This window comes from Pseudomonas sp. DSV-1, assembly GCF_035830915.1.
In the GTDB taxonomy this organism is placed as follows: domain Bacteria; phylum Pseudomonadota; class Gammaproteobacteria; order Pseudomonadales; family Pseudomonadaceae; genus Aquipseudomonas.
The window spans coordinates 4,309,767-4,330,198 of sequence record NZ_JAYMYG010000001.1 but is presented as its reverse complement, the minus strand read 5'-3'; the positions used below and the strand labels follow the sequence as shown (position 1 = coordinate 4,330,198).

15 protein-coding genes are annotated in these 20,432 nt (G+C 57.3%); 6 read left to right on the top strand and 9 right to left on the bottom strand.

All coding sequences use genetic code 11. The features are described from left to right. Nucleotides 1–6 precede the first annotated feature (6 nt). The 6 genes from infB (at nt 7) to VSQ83_RS20270 (ending at nt 7,394) form a co-directional block, all read left to right on the top strand. Nucleotides 7–2,508 carry a translation initiation factor IF-2 gene (gene infB, locus VSQ83_RS20295; protein ID WP_133078301.1) on the top strand — a complete coding sequence of 834 codons (2,502 nt, stop codon included), beginning with the start codon at nt 7–9 and terminating at the stop codon, nt 2,506–2,508. Nucleotides 2,509–2,666: 158 nt separating this feature from the next. Next, nucleotides 2,667–3,068: a 30S ribosome-binding factor RbfA gene (gene rbfA / locus VSQ83_RS20290; protein WP_019825923.1), complete on the top strand. Its 402-nt coding sequence runs from the start codon at nt 2,667–2,669 to the stop codon at nt 3,066–3,068. 3 nt (nt 3,069–3,071) lie between these two features. Continuing rightward, the gene (truB, locus tag VSQ83_RS20285; RefSeq protein WP_133078300.1) at nt 3,072–3,989 is read left to right on the top strand and encodes a tRNA pseudouridine(55) synthase TruB; all 918 of its coding nucleotides are present in this window, start codon (nt 3,072–3,074) and stop codon (nt 3,987–3,989) included. A gap of 162 nt (nt 3,990–4,151) precedes the next feature. Next, entirely contained in the window at nt 4,152–4,421 is a 270-nt protein-coding gene (gene rpsO / locus VSQ83_RS20280) for a 30S ribosomal protein S15 (protein ID WP_019825926.1), read from the top strand. A gap of 224 nt (nt 4,422–4,645) precedes the next feature. Further along, nucleotides 4,646–6,751, top strand: a complete 2,106-nt coding sequence (gene pnp / locus VSQ83_RS20275; RefSeq protein ID WP_133078299.1) for a polyribonucleotide nucleotidyltransferase — start codon at nt 4,646–4,648, stop codon at nt 6,749–6,751. A gap of 289 nt (nt 6,752–7,040) precedes the next feature. After that, nucleotides 7,041–7,394: a BON domain-containing protein gene (locus VSQ83_RS20270; RefSeq protein ID WP_219262441.1), complete on the top strand. Its 354-nt coding sequence runs from the start codon at nt 7,041–7,043 to the stop codon at nt 7,392–7,394. 277 nt (nt 7,395–7,671) lie between these two features. Here VSQ83_RS20270 and VSQ83_RS20265 read toward each other — a convergent pair whose 3' ends face one another. From VSQ83_RS20265 to VSQ83_RS20225, 9 genes are all read right to left on the bottom strand, one after another. Beyond that, nucleotides 7,672–10,584, bottom strand: coding sequence for a DUF748 domain-containing protein (locus tag VSQ83_RS20265; RefSeq protein ID WP_326427387.1), 2,913 nt, complete (start codon nt 10,582–10,584; stop codon nt 7,672–7,674). A gap of 87 nt (nt 10,585–10,671) precedes the next feature. Further along, the gene (locus VSQ83_RS20260) at nt 10,672–11,685 is read right to left on the bottom strand and encodes a class I SAM-dependent rRNA methyltransferase (RefSeq protein ID WP_133078297.1); all 1,014 of its coding nucleotides are present in this window, start codon (nt 11,683–11,685) and stop codon (nt 10,672–10,674) included. A 162-nt stretch (nt 11,686–11,847) separates the two neighbouring features. After that, nucleotides 11,848–13,029, bottom strand: coding sequence for an acetyl-CoA C-acetyltransferase (locus VSQ83_RS20255; protein ID WP_219262443.1), 1,182 nt, complete (start codon nt 13,027–13,029; stop codon nt 11,848–11,850). Nucleotides 13,030–13,196: 167 nt separating this feature from the next. Next, complete coding sequence (locus VSQ83_RS20250) at nt 13,197–14,078, bottom strand: oxygenase MpaB family protein (protein WP_219262444.1); 882 nt, start codon at nt 14,076–14,078, stop codon at nt 13,197–13,199. Between the two features lie 52 nt (nt 14,079–14,130). Then, nucleotides 14,131–15,795 carry a glucose-6-phosphate isomerase gene (gene pgi, locus VSQ83_RS20245; RefSeq protein WP_133078294.1) on the bottom strand — a complete coding sequence of 555 codons (1,665 nt, stop codon included), beginning with the start codon at nt 15,793–15,795 and terminating at the stop codon, nt 14,131–14,133. 262 nt (nt 15,796–16,057) lie between these two features. Then, nucleotides 16,058–16,918, bottom strand: coding sequence for a pantoate--beta-alanine ligase (gene panC, locus VSQ83_RS20240; RefSeq protein ID WP_133078293.1), 861 nt, complete (start codon nt 16,916–16,918; stop codon nt 16,058–16,060). Further along, nucleotides 16,915–17,715 (bottom strand): 3-methyl-2-oxobutanoate hydroxymethyltransferase, encoded by an 801-nt coding sequence (gene panB, locus VSQ83_RS20235; protein WP_133078292.1) that lies wholly within the window; start codon nt 17,713–17,715, stop codon nt 16,915–16,917. Before panB ends, panC begins: the two co-directional genes overlap by 4 nt. Nucleotides 17,716–17,937: 222 nt before the next feature. Next, nucleotides 17,938–18,420, bottom strand: coding sequence for a 2-amino-4-hydroxy-6-hydroxymethyldihydropteridine diphosphokinase (gene folK / locus VSQ83_RS20230; RefSeq protein ID WP_133078291.1), 483 nt, complete (start codon nt 18,418–18,420; stop codon nt 17,938–17,940). A 3-nt stretch (nt 18,421–18,423) separates the two neighbouring features. Next, nucleotides 18,424–19,818 carry a polynucleotide adenylyltransferase PcnB gene (locus VSQ83_RS20225; RefSeq protein ID WP_133078290.1) on the bottom strand — a complete coding sequence of 465 codons (1,395 nt, stop codon included), beginning with the start codon at nt 19,816–19,818 and terminating at the stop codon, nt 18,424–18,426. Nucleotides 19,819–20,432: the final 614 nt, after the last annotated feature.

Genomic DNA, 20,432 nt, shown 5'->3' with positions numbered 1-20,432 from the left:
AAATGCATGACGCAAGTCACGGTGAAACAACTGGCCGATGAGGTCAAAACACCGGTTGAGCGCCTGTTGCAGCAGATGCGTGAGGCAGGTCTGCCGCACAACGCCGCCGAGCAGAATGTGACCGACAGTGAGAAGCAAGCTCTGCTGACTCACCTGAAAAGCAGCCACAAGGCTAAAGTGGAAGAACCGCGCAAGATCACTTTGCAGCGTAAAACCACCAGTACCCTGCGTGTTGCTGGCAGCAAAAGCATTAGCGTTGAAGTACGCAAGAAGAAAGTCTTCGTACAGCAAAGCCCGGAAGAAATCGAAGCCGAGCGCAAACGTGAGATGGATGAACGTCGTGCAGTAGAAAGTGCCGCACGTCAAAAGGCTGAAGAAGAGTCCAAGCGTCGCGCCGAAGAAGAAGCGCGCCGTCAGCCTGCATCTACTCCTGCGCCAGCTCCAGCCGTAGCGGCACCTGCACCTGTGCAAACCGCACCGGCAGCAGCGCCTGCTCCGGCTGCTGATGCACGCAAGCGTGACGAACAGCGTCGCCCGGACAAACCACGTGCAGACGATAACAATCGTCGCGGTAGTGGTGACGGCGATCGTAAAAACGCTCCGCATCGTGCCTCGGTCAAAGAAAAAGCACCGACTCCACGTGTTGCTCCACGCACTTCCGACGAAGAAAGCGACAGCTTCCGTCGCGGTGGTCGTGGCAAGGGCAAGCTGAAGAAGCGTAACGCCCACGGTTTCCAGAGCCCAACCGGCCCTGTAGTTCGTGACGTGCAGATTGGCGAGACCATCACTGTCGGCGATTTGGCTGCACAGATGTCGGTCAAGGCTGCCGAAGTCATCAAGTTCATGTTCAAGCTGGGTACTCCAGCGACCATCAACCAGGTACTTGATCAGGAAACTGCTCAACTGGTAGCTGAAGAACTGGGCCACAAAGTGACTCTGGTAAGCGACAACGCCCTGGAAGATTCCCTGGCCGAATCCCTGAAATTCGAAGGCGAGTCGTTCTCCCGTGCTCCGGTTGTGACCGTAATGGGCCACGTTGACCACGGTAAAACTTCCCTGCTCGACTATATCCGTCGTGCCAAGGTAGCTGCTGGCGAAGCCGGTGGTATTACTCAGCACATCGGTGCGTACCACGTTGAAACCGAACGCGGCATGGTCACTTTCCTCGATACCCCGGGTCACGCTGCGTTTACCGCAATGCGTGCACGTGGTGCCAAGGCGACTGACATCGTGATTCTGGTTGTTGCTGCAGACGACGGCGTAATGCCGCAAACCATCGAAGCTGTTCAGCATGCGAAAGCCGCTGGCGTGCCTCTGGTTGTTGCAGTGAACAAGATCGACAAGCCAGGTGCTGATCTCGATCGCATCCGCAGCGAATTGTCCGTTCACGGCGTGACCTCGGAAGAGTGGGGTGGTGACACTCCGTTTGTTTCGGTCTCGGCGAAAATGGGTACCGGCGTTGACGAATTGCTCGAAGCCGTATTGCTGCAAGCTGAAGTTCTGGAACTCAAGGCCACTCCATCGGCTCCTGGCCGTGGTGTAGTTGTTGAGTCCCGCCTGGACAAAGGCCGTGGCCCTGTTGCAACTGTTCTGGTTCAAGACGGTACCCTGCGCCAAGGCGACATGGTTCTGGTCGGCTCCAACTACGGTCGCATCCGTGCCATGCTCGATGAGAACGGCAAGCCTATCAAGGAAGCCGGTCCATCCATCCCTGTCGAGATCCTCGGCCTGGACGGAACGCCAGATGCTGGCGACGAGATGAGCGTAATGACTGACGAGAAGAAGGCGCGTGAAGTTGCCCTGTTCCGTCAAGGCAAGTTCCGCGAAGTGAAACTGGCGCGTGCTCACGCAGGCAAGCTGGAAAACATCTTCGAGAACATGGGCCAGGAAGAGAAGAAGACGCTTAACATCGTCCTCAAATCTGACGTCCGTGGTTCGTTGGAAGCTCTGCAGGGCGCGTTGAGCGGCCTGGGTAACGACGAAGTGCAAGTGCGCGTAGTTGGCGGCGGTGTTGGTGGTATCACCGAGAGCGACGCTAACCTGGCACTGGCCTCCAACGCTGTTCTGTTTGGCTTCAACGTGCGTGCCGATGCCGGCGCTCGCAAGATTGTCGAGCAGGAAGGTCTGGACATGCGTTACTACAACGTCATCTACGACATCATCGAAGACGTCAAGAAAGCCCTTACCGGCATGCTTGGCAGCGACGTTCGGGAGAACATCCTGGGTATCGCTGAAGTCCGTGACGTGTTCCGTTCGCCTAAGTTTGGCGCGGTTGCAGGTTGCATGGTGCTTGAAGGTGTTGTTCACCGTAACCGTCCAATCCGCGTACTGCGTGAAGACATCGTTATCTACGAAGGCGAGCTGGAATCCCTGCGCCGCTTTAAAGATGACATGTCCGAAGTGCGTGCCGGCATGGAATGCGGTATCGGCGTCAAGAGCTACAACGACGTTAAAGTCGGTGACAAGATCGAAGTGTTCGAGAAGGTCCAGGTTGCTCGCAGCCTCTAACTCGCGAGCCTCAAGAGCGAGGACGAGCCCGCGCATGCAAATGCGCAGTGCTCGGCCTGGACTCTAAACGCAACGCCCGGTCCGGCTTCTGTCGTGCCGGGCGTTTGCCGCTTTCAGACCGCATGGGTTTCCCATGGGTGAGTAACAGGTAACAATACATGGCAAAAGAATATAGCCGTACCCAACGTATTGGCGATCAGATGCAGCGCGAGCTGGCACAGCTGATCCGTCGTGAAGTCAAAGACCCGCGCGTGGGTCTGGTCACCATTACTGCTGTTGAAGTCAGCCGTGACGTCGGTCACGCGAAGATCTTCATCACCGTGATGGGCGAGGACAGCGCTGAAGAGATCGCTCAAAGCATCAAGGTGCTGAACTCGGCAGCGGGTTTCCTGCGCATGCAACTGGCGCGTGAAATGAAACTGCGCAGCGTTCCTCAGCTGCACTTCCACTACGATGAAAGTGTCGTGCGTGGCGCTCACCTGTCCGCTTTGATCGAGCGTGCAGTGGCTGAAGACAATCAGCACCCTGAAGCCACTGCTCCCGAAGACACCAAGGAGTAACCGGTGGCTCAGGTCAAGCGTATCCGTCGTAACGTCAGCGGCATCATCCTGCTCGACAAGCCGCTTGGATTCACTTCCAACGCGGCCCTGCAGAAAGTTCGCTGGCTGCTCAATGCCGAGAAGGCAGGGCACACCGGTAGCCTAGATCCATTGGCCAGCGGTGTCTTGCCGTTGTGCTTTGGCGAAGCCACCAAGTTTTCGCAATACCTGCTCGATTCCGACAAGGGTTATGAAACCCTGATGCAATTGGGCAAGACCACCACGACTGCAGATGCTGAAGGCGATGTTTTGCTGACACGTCCAGTGACCGTTGGTCGCGCCGATATCGAAGCTGTTTTGCCTAGTTTTCGTGGGAAAATCAGTCAGATACCGCCGATGTACTCTGCACTCAAGCGCGACGGACAGCCGCTTTACAAGTTGGCCCGTGCAGGCGAAGTGGTGGAGCGTGAACCACGTTCTGTTACTATTACCCGCCTCGAATTGCTGGCCAGCGAAGGTGACACTGCGCGCTTGGCCGTCGACTGCACCAAAGGCACCTATATCCGTACCCTCGTGGAAGATATCGGTGAGCAACTGGGTTGCGGTGCATACGTTGCAGAGCTGCGTCGTACACACGCAGGACCTTTCAGCCTGGCCCAAACGGTGACGCTGGAAGAGTTGGAAGCTGTGCATGCCGAAGGCGGCAACGAAGCGGTTGATCGCTTCCTTATGCCATCGGACAGTGGCTTGCTGGACTGGCCATTACTGCACTTCTCGGAACACAGTGCGTTCTATTGGCTCAATGGCCAACCGGTTCGTGCTCCTGATGCCCCGAAGTTCGGTATGGTACGAGTACAAGATCACAACGGTCGCTTTATCGGTATCGGTGAAGTGAGCGAAGACGGGCGCATCGCGCCGCGTCGACTGATTCGGTCGGAATGACCGAAACCAGGCTGCATCGGGATGTAATACTCTTGGGGCAGACTGGAATGAGGGTGGCTGTTATTAGGCACGGTCACATCTCACTTTTAAATACGAGGATTTGTCCTCGGCCTATTGGATCTGTCTTGTTCGCAAGCAGGCCCTAATTGAAAGGAAAGCCAAATGGCACTTACAGTTGAACACAAAGCAGAAATCGTAGCTGACTACCAGCAAGCTCCAGGTGATACAGGTTCTCCAGAAGTGCAGGTTGCACTGCTGACCTTTAACATCAACACGCTGCAAGGTCACTTCAAGGCAAACATCAAGGATCACCACTCCCGTCGTGGTCTGATCCGCATGGTAAACCAGCGTCGTAAGCTGCTGGACTACCTCAAAGGCAAAAACGTTGAGCGTTACAAAACGCTGATCGCTCGCCTGGGTCTGCGTCGCTAATAGCGATGTTGCTAGAGGCTGGTTGTCTGTCGTGCGTTTGCGGATTTTCCGCAGGCGTACGGCAGGCTTCCAGCCTCAAGTTTTATCTGGACTAGCCGGATTCTTACGAAAGCTTGCCGCGCGGGCTGTTTTCGTAAGCATCTTGAGTCGGGTCAATACCCGATGTTGCGCATGACTTTCGCAAGAAACCCGTTCCCCAAGAGCCACAAAGAAGGTAGGACACCGTGAACCCGGTTATCAAAAAATTTCAGTTCGGTCAGTCGACCGTTACTCTAGAGACTGGCCGTATCGCCCGTCAGGCCTCCGGCGCAGTATTGGTCACCGTTGACGACGACGTCAGCGTGTTGGTGACTGTTGTCGGCTCCAAGCAAGCTGATCCAGGCAAGGGCTTCTTCCCTCTGTCTGTTCACTACCAAGAAAAAACCTACGCCGCGGGTAAAATCCCAGGCGGTTTCTTCAAACGTGAAGGTCGCCCTTCCGAGAAAGAAACCCTGACGTCGCGTCTGATCGACCGTCCGATCCGTCCGCTGTTCCCAGAAGGTTTCATGAACGAAGTGCAGGTTGTCTGCACCGTTCTGTCCACCAGCAAGAAAACCGATCCGGACGTCGCTGCGATGATCGGTACTTCGGCAGCCCTGGCTATCTCCGGTATTCCTTTTGATGGTCCGATCGGCGCTGCCCGCGTTGCTTACCACGAAAGCACCGGCTACCTGCTGAACCCGACTTACGAGCAACTGGCTGCTTCGAGCCTGGACATGGTCGTTGCCGGTACTTCGGAAGCCGTATTGATGGTTGAATCGGAAGCCAAAGAGCTGACCGAAGACCAGATGCTGGGCGCAGTACTGTTTGCCCACGACGAATTCCAGGTTGTGATTCAGGCTGTCAAAGAGCTGGCTGCCGAAGCTGCAAAACCAACGTGGGACTGGGCTGCTGCCCCGGAAGCTACCGCACTGCTGGGCGCTATCCGTGCCGAGTTCGGCGAAGCGATCTCCCAGGCTTACACCATCACCGTCAAGGCAGACCGTTACGCACGTCTGGGCGAGTTGAAGGATCAGGTTGTAGCCAAGCTGTCCGGTGAAGAAGGCCAGCCTTCTGCCAGCGAAGTCAAAGCTGCTTTCGGCGAAATCGAATACCGCACCGTTCGCGAAAACATCGTAAACGGCAAGCCGCGTATCGATGGCCGTGACACCAAGACTGTTCGTCCTCTGAACATCGAAGTAGGTGTTCTGCCGAAGACCCACGGTTCTGCTCTGTTCACCCGTGGTGAAACTCAGGCTCTGGTTGTTGCAACGCTGGGTACTGCCCGTGACGCACAACTGCTGGACACCCTGGAAGGCGAGAAAAAAGACCCGTTCATGCTGCACTACAACTTCCCTCCGTTCTCGGTAGGTGAGTGTGGTCGTATGGGTGGCGCCGGTCGTCGCGAAATCGGTCACGGCCGTCTGGCCCGCCGTTCGGTTCAGGCCATGCTGCCTGCTGCCGACGTGTTCCCGTACACCATCCGTGTTGTATCGGAAATCACCGAATCCAACGGTTCCAGCTCGATGGCATCGGTGTGTGGTGCTTCCCTGGCACTGATGGACGCTGGTGTTCCGATGAAGGCACCGGTTGCCGGTATCGCCATGGGTCTGGTTAAAGAAGGCGAGAAATTCGCTGTCCTGACCGACATCCTGGGTGACGAAGATCACTTGGGCGACATGGACTTCAAAGTAGCCGGTACCGCCAAAGGTGTTACCGCGCTGCAGATGGACATCAAGATCAAGGGCATCACCGAAGAAATCATGGAGATCGCACTGGGCCAAGCCCTGGACGCTCGCCTGAACATCTTGGGTCAGATGAACCAGATCATTGCCGTATCGCGCAACGAACTGTCGGCCAACGCTCCGACCATGATTGCGATGAAGATCGACACCGACAAAATCCGTGATGTCATCGGTAAAGGCGGCGCGACCATCCGTGCAATCTGTGAAGAAACCAAAGCTTCGATCGATATCGAAGACGACGGTTCGATCAAGATCTTCGGCGAAACCAAAGAAGCTGCAGAAGCAGCGCGTCAGCGCGTTCTGGGCATCACCGCTGAAGCCGAGATCGGCAAGATCTACGTGGGCAAGGTTGAGCGTATCGTCGACTTCGGCGCATTCGTAAACATCCTGCCTGGCAAGGACGGCCTGGTTCACATCTCCATGCTGAGCGACGCTCGCGTTGAGAAAGTGACTGACATTCTTAAAGAAGGTCAGGAAGTTGAAGTACTGGTACTGGACGTGGATAACCGCGGCCGTATCAAGCTGTCCATCAAGGACGTAGCTGCTGCCAAGGCATCGGAAGCGTAATAGCCCCCGATACCCGCGTTACAAAAAAGGATCCTTCGGGATCCTTTTTTTATGGGCGACGAAAAGTCAGCGCCAATGGGCGATAGGCCATGAGTGGAAACCCGCAACTTGCATGCAAATTTGCAGGGCGTCATGCATTCTGCACGATCTCCATTGTGGAGATAAATAGTAAGTCATTGATTTATAAGGATTAATTTATCTTAAAAAGTTGGCACAGGCCCTGCAATAGTAGAGATAACCCTGCTGCCATAAGACGGCGCAGATTTTAAAGAAGACAGGAGTTACTCGTATGAAGAAGTTCGCTATCGCTGCTGCAACTGCCACCGCTCTGACCCTGACCATGGCCAACGCTGCATTTGCTGCTCAAGCGACTACACAGGCACCGATGGTCGTCGCTGCTGGCGAAGTAACTAAAGCCAAGGAAGCCACTTCTGACACCTGGATCACCACCAAAGTGAAAGCTGACCTGGTGACTGAAAAAGGCATTCCGGGCACCGATATCAAAGTTGAGACAAACAAAGGTGTTGTTTCCCTTTCCTCGATGGTCCCAGTGACCGAAGCTCAAAAAGACATCGCTGTTGCTATCACCAAAAAGATCAAAGGCGTTAAAGCTGTCTCGGCTGATGGCCTGAAAGCCGAATAAACACCCCTCATTTCGTAGAACCGGGGGAAACAAAGCCGCAGCGGGTGATTTGAGCAGTACGCCCGCAGGCTTTGAAACAAGGTTCATGCGACGGCCATATGGATGTGGCCATTACAGCCCTCGGCGCTTGCGTCGGGGGCTGTTCTATTTCTGCTGAATATGTAGTCGCTGACGAGGCACGAGGCTGCGATGGGGTGCGTAGCAGCCCCGACCTTGTGGTGGTGCCCTTAATCGCAGCCTCTTGCCTCGTCAGCGACTACAGGTTTTGCCGGCACGCTTACTCGCTATCCAGATGCAGAGGCGAAATCACCCGGCCATCACTCTCTGCTTCACCCAACGTGGCATCGATAAAGTACACGCGCTCATCAGCCAACTGGCCTTTGTCCACCAGGAAGTCCTTGATGCTGCTTGCGCGGTCCTGGCCGAGTTGACGCAACAGCACTTCGCTTTTGCTCCAGAAGTCGATCAATGCATCGGTCATTTTGGCCGCGCGCTCGTCACGGCTCAGGTCTTTCCATTCTGCAGGCGGCTGCTGTTTGAGACGGGTGCGGTAGATGCCTTCGAGCAACGGTCCTTTCTCATCATCCGGCACGGTCAGCAAACCCGCCTTGGCCGGGACTTTGTCACCACGGCGCTGGAGGATCTTGTAGTAGTTGTACTGGAACTCGCGCTCAAGACGTTCTTTCGCAATGAAAGGGCCATCACTGCTCTGTGCTGCAGTCCCTTCGATCTCCAGGCGCAAGGCGGGGCGTTCTTTCAACGCCTGGGCCAGGGTGGTCAGCGCTTTTTGCGCCTCCGGGCTCAGCTCGCTTGATCCTGGCGCGAATGAAACCGTGCCCAGGTCTTCGGCACCACCACCATTGATCAGGCCGCCAATGAACTTGAAGGGGGCTTGGGCGGCACGCAGCACCAGATTGCGCACGGTCTGCCAGATAATGGGCATCACACTGAATTGCGGGTTGTTAAGGTCGCCGCTGATCGGCAGTTCGATGGAGATCTTGCCGTCCGTGTCTTTGAGCAAAGCAATTGCCAGTTTGATCGGCAGATCAACCGCATCGGGGCTGTCGACTTTCTCCCCGAGCTGCAATTGCTCGACCACCAGTTTGTTCTCGGCCTTGAGCTGACCCTTGGTGATCATGTAGTGCAGATCAAGGTTCAGCCGACCCTTGCGGATACGGTAGCCGGCAAATTTGCCGGAGTAGGGCGTCAATGTCGTCAATTCGACACGCTTGAAGCTGGTGGCGATATCCAGGCTTGCCATCGGGTCAAACGGGTTGACGCTGCCCTTGATGGTCACCGGGGCATAACGGTCGACCTTACCCGCTATATTCACCGGGGCGGGCTTGGCATTGCGGCTATCGATGGTGCCGATCTGTCCGTTGAGCTGTTGAACGGCTGTCTGGAAGTTGGGTGTCAGGCTGAAGTCGGCGAAGTTGGCCGAGCCGTCGTTGATCGCAATCGCGCCTATGTGAATGCCCAGCGGCTTGTCCTTGCTGGCGGTGCTCTTGGCGGTGCTGCCTGCCGGTTGGGGGATCAGCAGGTCATCGATATTGGTGGTGCGGTCGTCGTTGATCATGAAGCGCACGTACGGCTTCTCGAAGTTGACCCTGGTCACCGACAAGCTATCGCCGTGCTGGTATTTCACGTCCTCCAGCACCAGTTTTTGCCACTTGAGGAAGTCGCGGTCTTTGAGTGTGTCCAGCGTGTGCAGTTGATCGACCTGTGCACGGCCCTCTACGGTAAAGGCCAGTGGCTCGGTGCTTTTGAGATTAACCGCCAGGTCGCTGCCGAGCATGCCGCTGCGCAGTTCAAGTCGTATGAACGGGTCGATGTAGGCCTGGGCGATACGCAGGTCGATGTCCTTGGTTGTAACCTTGAGCCTGGCACTCACCGGGCTCAGGTTGACGTCGCCACTGGCGTCAAGCTTGCCTTGCTTGCCCACACCGGTATCCAGTTTGAGGGTGAAGGGCGAGCGGTTCAGGCTGTCGAAGTTCTGCAGATTCAAGTTAAGCGGACCGATATCCAGCGCTACCGGGGTTTTGGGCTCTTTATCGGCGAGGTGTACGCGATAGTCGCGTAATTCAACATTCTTAAGCAGCACTTCCCAGGGCTTGCCCGGTGCTACGGGTGCTGATTTTGGTGCTTCAACCGTGACGACTTGTTCTTTTTTGGACGGTGCCTTTGTGGCTGGAGTGGTAAACAGTTTTTGCCAATCAAGCTGGCCATCCTTCTCGCGGGTGGCCCAGGTTTCGAGGTTGCGGCTGTTGATCTTGCCGACGACGACTTGCTGCTTGGCCAGATCCACGCGGGTGTCACTGACATCCAGGCGCTCCAGTCGTACCAGGGGGCGCCCGTCTGGAGCGTTGATCTTGAACGGAGCGATGCTGGCCGAGGCATTGGTCAGCACCATCTCGGTTTCTTTGGACAGGTTCAGGCTGTAATCGGTGCTGAAATTCAGCACGCCATCTTCCAGTACCAGTGGCAGGGCATCGCGTACATAAGGCCACCAGACCTTCATCTGGCCATCGGTAACTTTCAGTTTGCCGGTGGAGGCTATCGGCACCAGGCTTAACGTGCCGCTCCAGTCAATACGCCCGCCCGCCGGGCCGACAGCTACCAGGGTCATGTCGGCGTTGTCATCGGGCAGGGTGCTGAGGTTTTTCAGCTCCAGGTCCATTGAGTCGTACAAAAATTCAATGGGTTCGCTGGGACGCATATCGGTGAAGTGCAGGTAGCCGTCAGCCAGCTTGATGCTGTCGAGGCGCACAGGGAACGGTTTGCTGTCGGGTTCGCTCGGGGCAGGTTCGCTGGCCGGCAACTTGAACAGTTGGGTCAGATTGAGTGAGCCATCCTTGTTGAACAGCACCTCGGTCTTGGGCTTTTCCAGTTGGACTTCAGCCAGGTGCAACGCTTTTGTCCACAGGCTGTCGAGCTGAAGATTGACGTACAGCCGTTCAAAACCGATCTGTTCCTTGCCTGGTTCGCCGGTCCTGAACCCCCACAGTGTCAGCTCCAGGCTGAAAGGGTTGAATTCCAGCCGGTCGAGTTTGGCGGGCACCGTGGCGTAGTTGGCAAGCTGCTGGTTGATGATGCGCAGGCCAATGCCCGGCAGAATCAGGAAGCCAAGCACGCTGTACAGCGCGATAGCAATCAGCACGGCGCCGATGGCGCGGATCAATCCTTTGAGCATGTAGGGCGTCGTCTATAGCAGTCGGAGTGCCTTTGAGTATGGCACGCGTTTCTGGTTCCGAGACGAACGCTGTACTCAGAGGATGTTTTAAAACTGAAGGATCAAGGTTTTCAACGGTGGCTGCTGATCCTGGGACGGGAAGTCACTGGCCGGGGTCAATACTTGCCAGTCGCGAACCGGGCGGCCTGCCTTCTCGGCACAGCGCAAAACCTGTTCGCGCCAGTCGTCCATGCTGACCTTCGCCAGGTTGTTGCAACAAATCAGCACGCCGTCCGGGGCGGTAGTCAACACCGCAGGCTTGAGCAGGCTTTGGTAATCGCGCAGCAGATCGACTGTGCCGAATGCGCTTTTGGCCCATGCAGGGGGGTCAAGCAACACCAGATCATATTCACGTTGATCCAGTCGCGGGTAGGCGGGCAGCTTGTGGCGGCGTTGAATAATCGGCAAGCCGGCCAGTTGGCGGATGGCTGCAAAATAGTCGGACTGCACGAACTTCATCTTGGGCAATTGAGGGTTCAGCAGGCCGTTTTCCCGGCCCACCGCGAGGTTACCCTCGGCGAAATCGAGATTGCAGACTTCACGGGCGCCACCCGCAGCCGCACTCAGGCCCACGCCGCAAGTGTAGGAGAAGAGGTTGAGTACGCTTTTGCCGGCACTGTGTTGTTTGACCCAGCCGCGAGCGTTGCGCAGATCGAGAAACAACAGAGGGTCTTGCCCGGCATGGCGCCCGCGCACGCGGTACTTCAGCCCCCATTCGTGGCCGACGGTGTCTTCGAGTGCGGCATCTTCAGCGCGGTACACGGTATCTTCGCGATCAATGCGTGAATTGCCCTGGGAGCGGTCGTTGTAAACCAGCAACAGGTCGAGGCCCAAGTGACGATTGATCGCGTCATGCAGTTGCAGCAAATCATCGCGCTCAAGACGCTGATGAAAGCTTTGCACCAGCAGTTGCGGGCCGTAGCGGTCGATGGTCAGTCCGCCAGCGCCTTCCTGGCTGCCGTGGAACAGGCGATAGCAGTCAGTGCCCTGAGCATGCAGCTCGGCCAACAGGTCGTGACGGTTATCGAGGGCGGCGCGCAGCGCCTGATTCAAGGAAGACATGCCATGCGCCTTGGGGGATAGATAAGGCGCGGCAGTTTAGCAGAATAGGGTGTACGAAACTTCAGTGTGGAAGCGGGCTTGCTCACGATCGTATCCGCGCGGCTTGACCGACAGACCGAGTAGTCTGCATCGCGAGCAAGCCCGCTCCCACAGGGTGTGCGGTTACTCCCGCTCGATCGCCAGTGCCACGCCCTGGCCACCGCCAATGCACAGGGTTGCCAGGCCTTTTTTCCCGTCGCGCTTGATCATTTCGTGGAGCAGGGTGACGAGGATACGGCAGCCCGACGCTCCAATCGGGTGGCCAATGGCAATAGCCCCTCCGTTGACGTTGACCTTGCTCGCGTCCCAGTTCAACTCTTTGCCCACTGCCAGCGCTTGTGCCGCGAACGCTTCGTTGGCTTCGATCAGGTCCAGTTGCTCAAGGCTCCAGCCTGCCTTGCTCAGGCAGCGCTGAGTGGCGCTCACAGGACCGATACCCATGATGGCCGGGTCTACGCCAGCGTTGGCGTAGGCGGCAATCCTGGCCAGCACCGGCAAGCCAAGGGCTTTGGCCTTGGTGGCACTCATCAGCATCACTGCGGCTGCGCCGTCATTGAGTGAGGATGCATTACCCGCGGTCACGGAGCCGTCCTTCTTGAAGGCGGGACGAAGCTTGGCCAACGACTCGGCAGTGGTGCCTGCGCGAGGCTGTTCGTCGGTGGCGAAAGCGATCGGATCGCCTTTGCGCTGCGGGATCAGGATGGGGGTGATCTCATCGACAAAGCGCCCGGCTTCAATAGCTGCCGTGGCTTTTTGTTGCGAGGCGGCAGCAAAGGCGTCTTGCGCTTCACGGCTGATGTCGTACTTATCCACAAGGTTCTCTGCAGTGATGCCCATGTGGTAGTCGTTGAACGCATCCCACAGGCCATCGCTGATCATGGTGTCGACGATCTGGCCGTGGCCCATGCGCAGGCCGGTGCGGGCACCGGGCATGATGTAGTTGGACAGGCTCATGTTTTCCTGGCCGCCGGCAATGATCACCTCTGCATCGCCGCAACGAATCGCCTGGGCGGCCAGGTGCAGGGCCTTGAGGCCCGAGCCGCAGACTTTGTTGAGGGTCAAGGCAGGAACCGCGAAGGGTAGCCCGGCCTTGATTGCAGCCTGGCGAGCAGGGTTTTGCCCGGCCCCGGCGGTCAGTACCTGGCCCATGATTACTTCGTCGACCTGAGTGCCATCCAGCCCGGTTTGCACCAGTAACTGGCGGATGACCGCAGCGCCCAGTTCCACGGCGGGTACATGGGCCAGGGAGCCTTGAAAACTGCCAACGGCAGTGCGGGTAGCGGCAACGATTACGACATCTTGCATTGCTAGAGTCCTCTTTATTCTTGGAGTGTTGTGCTCGGAGTCAGGCGGGCATGGTGGCATGAAATTCACCCATGGGTGTAGTCGCTGCCGCAGGCTGCGATTGCATCGGTACAGTCCGTCAGATTGGTCGTTGCAGTTGTATCGCAGCCTGCGTTCCTCGGCAGCGACTACAGGCTTTTGTTGCTCAGCCCCATGCGCCGCCGTGCTCGTTGCACGGAGCCATTGCGCACGGCCCAGCGAAGGATCGGCGCCGTACTGTTCACTTCGGCCCGCACCAGCTTGCGAATCAGAGGACGCTGGTGCAGTCCCAGTTGATCGCTGGCCCAGTCAGGCAGCAAATCAATCCCGGCCTTCATCATCAGCGCGCCAAAGGGTTTGGCCAGCAGGCTGGGGGAGGGAGCATTGAGCAGCAGGCGAATCACCTCGTGGCTACGCTCATCACACAGCAATTGTGGACGGATTGCCTCGAGGTAGTCGGTCACTTGCTGGCGTGAGCGCGGAACGTTTGTAGCGCCCAGACGTTCAGCGATCATGGCTATTTCGTCGTAGTAACGATCCTGATCTGCACCGGATAAATGGGGGTTGCGATAGCGCAAGTGGGCGGCGAGGAAATTGCTGACCTCTGCCACATGCACCCAGGTCAACAATTCGGGGTCGCTGGCGGCATAGGGGCGACCATCGAGGCCGGTGCCGGTGACTTGCAGGTGGATGGTACGCACCTTGTCGATCAGCCAGTTGGCATCACCGGTGGCACCGAAAGTGGTTCCAGAAATGAACTGCCCGGTGCGGCGTAACCGACCCAGCATGTCCTGACGAAAATTGGAGTGGTCCCACACCCCGGCCAGGGCCAGTGGGTGCAAGGCTTGCAGCATCAAGGCGCTGATGCCGCCAATCAGCATGCTGGTGAAATCACCATGTACCTGCCAACTGATGGAGTCCGGGCCAAACAGGCCGGGATCGCCCTTGGGGTTTTCGAGGTCGAGCTGGCCGAGGGAGAGCCCGGTCAGGCTCATGATCTGGCGTTCGATGGGGCGGCGGATAAGTTCCATGATGCCTTTCTCGATGGTGCCAGCCAGTCGGTGAAGACTGGCTGGCTATCAATCAACCGCGATGGCGACCGCGGAAGTAGTTGATCAGACCTTGGGTCGAAGCATCGTCGGCCGGCTCTTCCTGGCTGCCGACCAGGCGGTTGTAAACGCCCTTGCCCAGTTCCTTGCCCAGCTCGACACCCCATTGGTCGAAGGCGTTGATGCCCCAGATCACGCTTTGCACAAAGACCTTGTGCTCGTACAGCGCAACCAGCGCGCCCAGACGACGCGGGCTGATGCGTTCAACCACCAGGGTATTGCTCGGACGGTTGCCTGGAATCACCTTGTGCGGTGCGAGTTTTTGCACCTCTTCTTCGGCCATGCCTTTGTCGCGCAATTCAGTTTCGGCTTCTTCGCGGGTTTTACCCAGCATCAGAGCCTGGCTTTGCGACAGGCAGTTGGCATACAGCCACTGATGGTGATCGGCCACAGGGTTGAAACTGACGATCGGCACGATGAAATCGGCCGGGATCAGCTGGGTGCCCTGATGCAGTAACTGGTGATACGCATGCTGACCGTTGCAGCCTACGCCGCCCCAGATGACAGGACCCGTGTCGGTGGACACCGGAGTGCCGTCCTGGCGCACGCTTTTGCCGTTGGACTCCATGTCCAGCTGTTGCAAGTGCTTGGTGATGTTGCGCAGGTAGTGGTCGTACGGCAGGATCGCGTGGCTTTGTGCGCCCCAGAAATTGCCATACCAGACACCCAGTGCGGCCATCAGCACAGGCATGTTCTGTTCAAACGGAGCGGTCTGGAAGTGCTGGTCCATGGTGTAGGCACCGGACAGCAGCTCCTTGAAGTTGGACATGCCGATTGCCAGGGCAATTGGCAAGCCGATGGCCGACCACAGCGAGTAACGCCCGCCGACCCAGTCCCACATCGGGAAGATGTTCTCTTCGCGAATACCGAAGGCCACAGCGGCCGCGTTGTTGCTCGATACGGCGATAAAGTGGCGATGCAGCTCTGCTTCCGAACCGCCCTGGGCCAGGTACCAGGCCCGGGCAGCCTGAGCGTTTTTCAGGGTTTCGAGGGTGTTGAAGGATTTGGACGAAACGATAAACAGCGTGGTTTCGGCGCGCAATTTGGCGGTCAGTTCATGGAATTCACTGCCGTCGATATTTGCCAGGTAGTGGCAACGCACCCCTTTTTGGGCGTAGGACAACAGCGCTTCAGAGACCAGCTCGGGGCCCAGGAAAGAGCCACCAATGCCAATGTTGACGATATCGGTGATCGGTTTTTCGGTGTAACCACGCCACAGGCCGTCGTGAATCCTGCCGACCAGCTCGGTCATCTGGTTCAGGACTTTATGCACCTCGGGCATGATGTTCACGCCGTTCACCGACAGTTTGTCGGCAACCGGGCGGCGCAGCGCGGTGTGCAAGGCTGGACGGCCTTCAGAGGCGTTGACGATTTCGCCACCAAACAGCGACTTGATCGCGCCTTTGAGATCGACCTCGTTGGCGAGATTGACCAACAGGTCGCGGGTCTCGTTGGTGATCAGGTTTTTCGAGTAGTCCAGAAACAGCCCGCAGCTGCTCAGGGTGAATTCTTCAAAACGTTTGGGGTTGCTGTTAAACGCGTCGCGCATGCTGAAATTTTGCATGTCAGCGCGGTGGAGTTTCAACGCTTGCCAAGCGGGCAGAGCGGTAACGTCATGAGGGGTGCGGTAGTACGCCATCGCTGCGGATATCCTTTTTGCTTGAACTGCCTTTGGACACTGAAAACGCCTGCACCTTTTTATTATCGAGGTGCCCGGTCGGTCTGATTCTGCACGTCAGCTAGAAGCAGGGCGATTACAGTACCTCTCTCGCCTGCTTCTGTCTTGGCTTTGTCTGACAACAAACGGTAACTTTTGTCACCGCTGTGTCACACGAGCTGAATCGTTTCAGTGTTTCTTTATGGAGTGCGGGTCATTCCGCGGGTCCGCGCAGTCGGCTCTGTCAGAGCGCGCTGTCGAGGTTTAAGTGCACGTTGTCGATTAAACGGGTGGCGCCCATAAAAGCCGCGACCAAAATCACCAGGTCACGATCAGTGGCCGTGGCCGGGAGCAAAGTCTGGCCGTGACGCACTTCCAGGTAGTCGGGGCGAAAGCCGATGGCTTCGATCTGCGCCAGATGCTGGCTGACCAATGCCGGGTAATCGCGCTCACCAGCTTCAATGGCGTGAGCCATCTCGCTCAAATGACGGTACAGCGCAGGTGCCAGGGCACGCTGCTCTTCGCTCAGGTAACCATTTCGCGAAGACAGGGCCAGGCCATCTTCGGCGCGTACGGTCGGTTCACTGATGATCTGGATCGGAAAGTTGAGGTCGTTGACCATTGCACGAATGACTGCCAGCTGCTGGTAGTCCTTTTGGCCAAAGATCGCCAGATCAGGCTGAACCATATTGAACAGTTTGCTGACCACCGTGGTCACGCCATCGAAATGCCCCGGGCGACGGCTGCCGCACAGTTCATTGCTCAACTTGGCGGCAGTAACACGGGTCAGGCCCTCCATGCCGTTGGGGTACATTTCCTCGACGGTTGGGGCAAACAGCAAATGGCAACCTGCCTGCAGGAGTCTTTCCTGATCGGCCGCCAGAGTGCGCGGATAGGTGGCGAGGTCTTCGTTGGCACCAAACTGCAGCGGGTTTACAAAAATGCTGGCCACTACAAAGTCAGCCTGTTGCGCGGCGGTGGTGACCAGGGCGCCATGACCGCTGTGCAGATTGCCCATGGTCGGAACCAGGGCTATTTGTTTGCCTTCGCGGCGTGCACGGGCGATAACGGCGCGCAATTCGCGAACGGTTTTAACTGTGTTCATGCAGAGAATCCGTGTTCGGTAGCAGGAAAGCTGACGGCTTTGACTTCAGTGACGTAGGCACTCAGGGCGGACTGGATGTCAGGCTGGCCGGTCATGAAGTTCTTCACAAACTTGGGCACGCGCCCCGTCAGCGACAGGCCGAGCATGTCGTGCAGCACCAGAACCTGTCCGTCTGTGTCACTGCCGGCACCAATGCCGATCACCGGGATTTTCACTGCGTGGGTGATTTCTGCCGCCAGTTCGCTCGGTACGCACTCAAGCAGCAGCATGGCTGCGCCTGCTTGCTCCAGGGCAATGGCGTCGGCACGCATCTGGCGCGCCTGGTTTTCGTTGCGTCCCTGAACTTTGTAACCGCCCAGTACGTTCACCGTCTGCGGGGTCAGACCCATGTGCGCGCACACCGGGATACCTCGTTCGGTCATGGCGCGAATCGATTCGGCGAGCCACACGGCGCCTTCGACTTTGACCATGTGCGCGCCGGCTTTCATCAGCAGCGCGCTGTTGTTCAGGCTTTGTTCCAGGGTCGCATTCGCCATGAAGGCCATGTCTGCGAGAATCAGGGCGTCCTGGTTACCGCGTTTGACGCAAGCCACGTGGTAAGCCATGTCGGCGGTCGTCACAGGCAATGTGCTGTCATGCCCTTGTAGAACCATGCCCAGGGAGTCGCCTACCAGTAACACTTCAACACCGGCCTGATTGCAGGCATGGGCAAAGGTGGCGTCATAGCACGTCAGCATGGTGATTTTTTCACCTTTTTGCTTAAGGCTTTGCAGGGTGGTCAGGGTAATAGCTGGCATGAAAAGGATCCTCGTCAGGCAGTGTGATAACCACTGCGAGTAACGCGTGTGATTCATCGTTATGAACAGGCACACCTTTATAGAGGGCGCTTATAAAGCCTGCTTTTCACATTGCGCCATCCAGCGGATGGCAGCGGGATGCCTATAGTCGTGACGAGCTCACAGGAAGTCAATTCCGGGTGTTACCGCAAAGGTGTTACCCGGTTATTGATTCGTTTCAGCTTAAGCGGTGATGCGCTCAAGCCCGATGAATGGGCAGTCGGCCAGCAATTGCGACAGGCTACGGCCATCGGCGAGTTTCAGGGATGCTGGCGCCACTTCAGCCAGGGGGTAGAGCACAAAAGGCCGGGCGTGCATGTGGTAGTGGGGGACTTTGAGGCGGGGTTCGTCGATCAGGCGATCGCCAAACAGCAAAATGTCGAGATCCAGGGTGCGCGGGCCCCAGCGTTCGTGGCGTTCGCGACCTTGATCTAGCTCGATGGCTTGCAGTGCGTCGAGCAGGTCCAGAGGTGGCAGCGTGCTGTCGATGGCGGCCACGGCATTGGTGTAGCGCGGCTGACCGGGTAGCAATGAATCGCTTTGATAGAACGCCGACACCCCGACGAGTCGGGAGTCAGGCAATTGCGCCAGTGCCTGGACGGCACTGCGCAATTGTTCTTCAGGGGCGGCCAAGTTGCTGCCCATTCCAATGTAGACGCGCTCCATCGCTTACTCGTCCGCTGCGGCGCTGCGTTTGCGCTTGGCACCGCTGGTGCGGCGACGTTTACGCGGTGCAGGCCCGGTGCCGTCATCCTTGGCGTTGCTCAGGTCACGAATCATGTCGCGGCGACCGCTGTCATTGGCGTCCTGATAGTCCGTCCACCACTCGCCCAGGCCATTGGTCTGCTCGCCTGCGCTTTCACGCAGCAGCAAGAAGTCGTAGCCGGCACGGAAGCGCGGGTTGTCGAGCAACATGTCGGCACGTTTGCCGCTGCGCCGTGGCAGGCGCTCCTGCATGTCCCAGATCTCGCGAATCGGCATGGTGAAACGCTTGGGAATGGCAATGCGCTGGCACTGTTCGGCGATCAGTTCGTGCGCGGCTTCCTGCATGGCAGGAATGGGCGGCATGCCTTGATCTTGCAGACGCAGTACACGGGCCGGCAGGGCAGGCCAGAGCAGGGCAGCAAACAGGAAGGCCGGAGTTACCGGTTTGCCCTGTTTGATCCGCAGATCGGTGTTGCGCAAGGCTTCGCTGATCAGGGTGTGGGTGTATGTCGGATTGTGTTCCAGTGCTTCGGCGCTGGCCGGGAACAGTGGGTCGAACAACTCGAGGTCAACCAGCATTTCGAAGGTGTCTGAAGCGTTACCCGAGAGGAACAGCTTGAGGACTTCTTCGAACAACCGTGCCGAGGGGATTTCGCGCAGCATGGGGGCCAGTTCGCGAATCGGCTCGGCGGTGTGTTTTTCGATGCCAAAGTTGAGCTTGGCGGCAAAACGCACTGCGCGCAGCATGCGCACCGGGTCTTCCTGGTAGCGCTGTTGCGGGTCACCAATCAGGCGCAGCAAGCGGTTACGTATGTCGTGTACGCCATTGGCGTAGTCGAGGATGCGTTCGCTGACCGGGTCGTAGTACAGGGCGTTGATCGTGAAGTCACGACGCTGGGCGTCTTCTTCAAGGGTGCCGTAAACGTTGTCGCGCAAGATGCGCCCGCTCTCGTTACGTGAGGACTGGTTGCTGTCTTCCTCTTCGTCGTTTTGCGGGTGATTGGCACGGAAGGTTGCGACTTCAATGATTTCGCGACCAAAGTGGATATGCACCAGTTTGAAACGTCGACCGATGATTCGCGCATTGCGAAACTCGGCGCGCACTTGTTCAGGCGTGGCGCTGGTAGCGACGTCAAAGTCTTTTGGCGTGATGTTGAGCAGCATGTCGCGTACGCAACCGCCTACCAGATAGGCCTGGTAACCGGCGTTCTGCAGGCGCTCGACGATGTTGACCGCGTAGCGGCTGAACTGGGCACGTTGCAGCGAGTGTTGGCTGCTGTTGAGCACTTCAGGGGTGCTGCGCAGTTGTTGCGTACGACGCTTGGGGGAACGGAATGACTGGAACAGCTTCTTCAGCATGGGATGCACTGTTTGAAGGAATGTTCGGCCAAAACGAAGAATGACCGCATGATGGGCGGGGATTCTAGCATTTAGTCAGGGGATGGTGTAGGACGCTGAGTCGCTCTTGTGAGCGAAGCTGCAGGTAACAGGCAAAAATAGCTGCGAGAACGTTGAGGTAGAGCCGTGGGAGTTTTTTCTGAATCGCAGCAAGCACAAGGGGAGCCAAAGCTCCCCCAGAATGAATTGCATGCTCTATTTTTATTATTGATTGCGGGCTTTTTGTTTTTGTTAATCGCCCTGGTTACAGAGGTCTTGCCTGAGTAACCCTCCCAATCGGGAGATAAGAGCAAACGGATTGCTTTGGTCGCTGTGTTGATGTGATCCATGATCCAACTAGTTCAGGCTCTGCTTTAAGTGCAGTTTTTGTTGTTCTCTGCCTAGTCGTGGGGCAAGCCCCATTTACAACGCCTCTCCAAAACAATCAGTTAGCTGCGCCTCCGCCGTGTTGTTCTTGTTATGCGTGAGCCGATACGTCTTATTTTTATTGTGTGTTGCTGTGATTCTTATTGTTCTTGTACGAATACATATAGCAGGGGTCGTGCCAACTTTTGCACGGGCCAGCAAAATAAGGG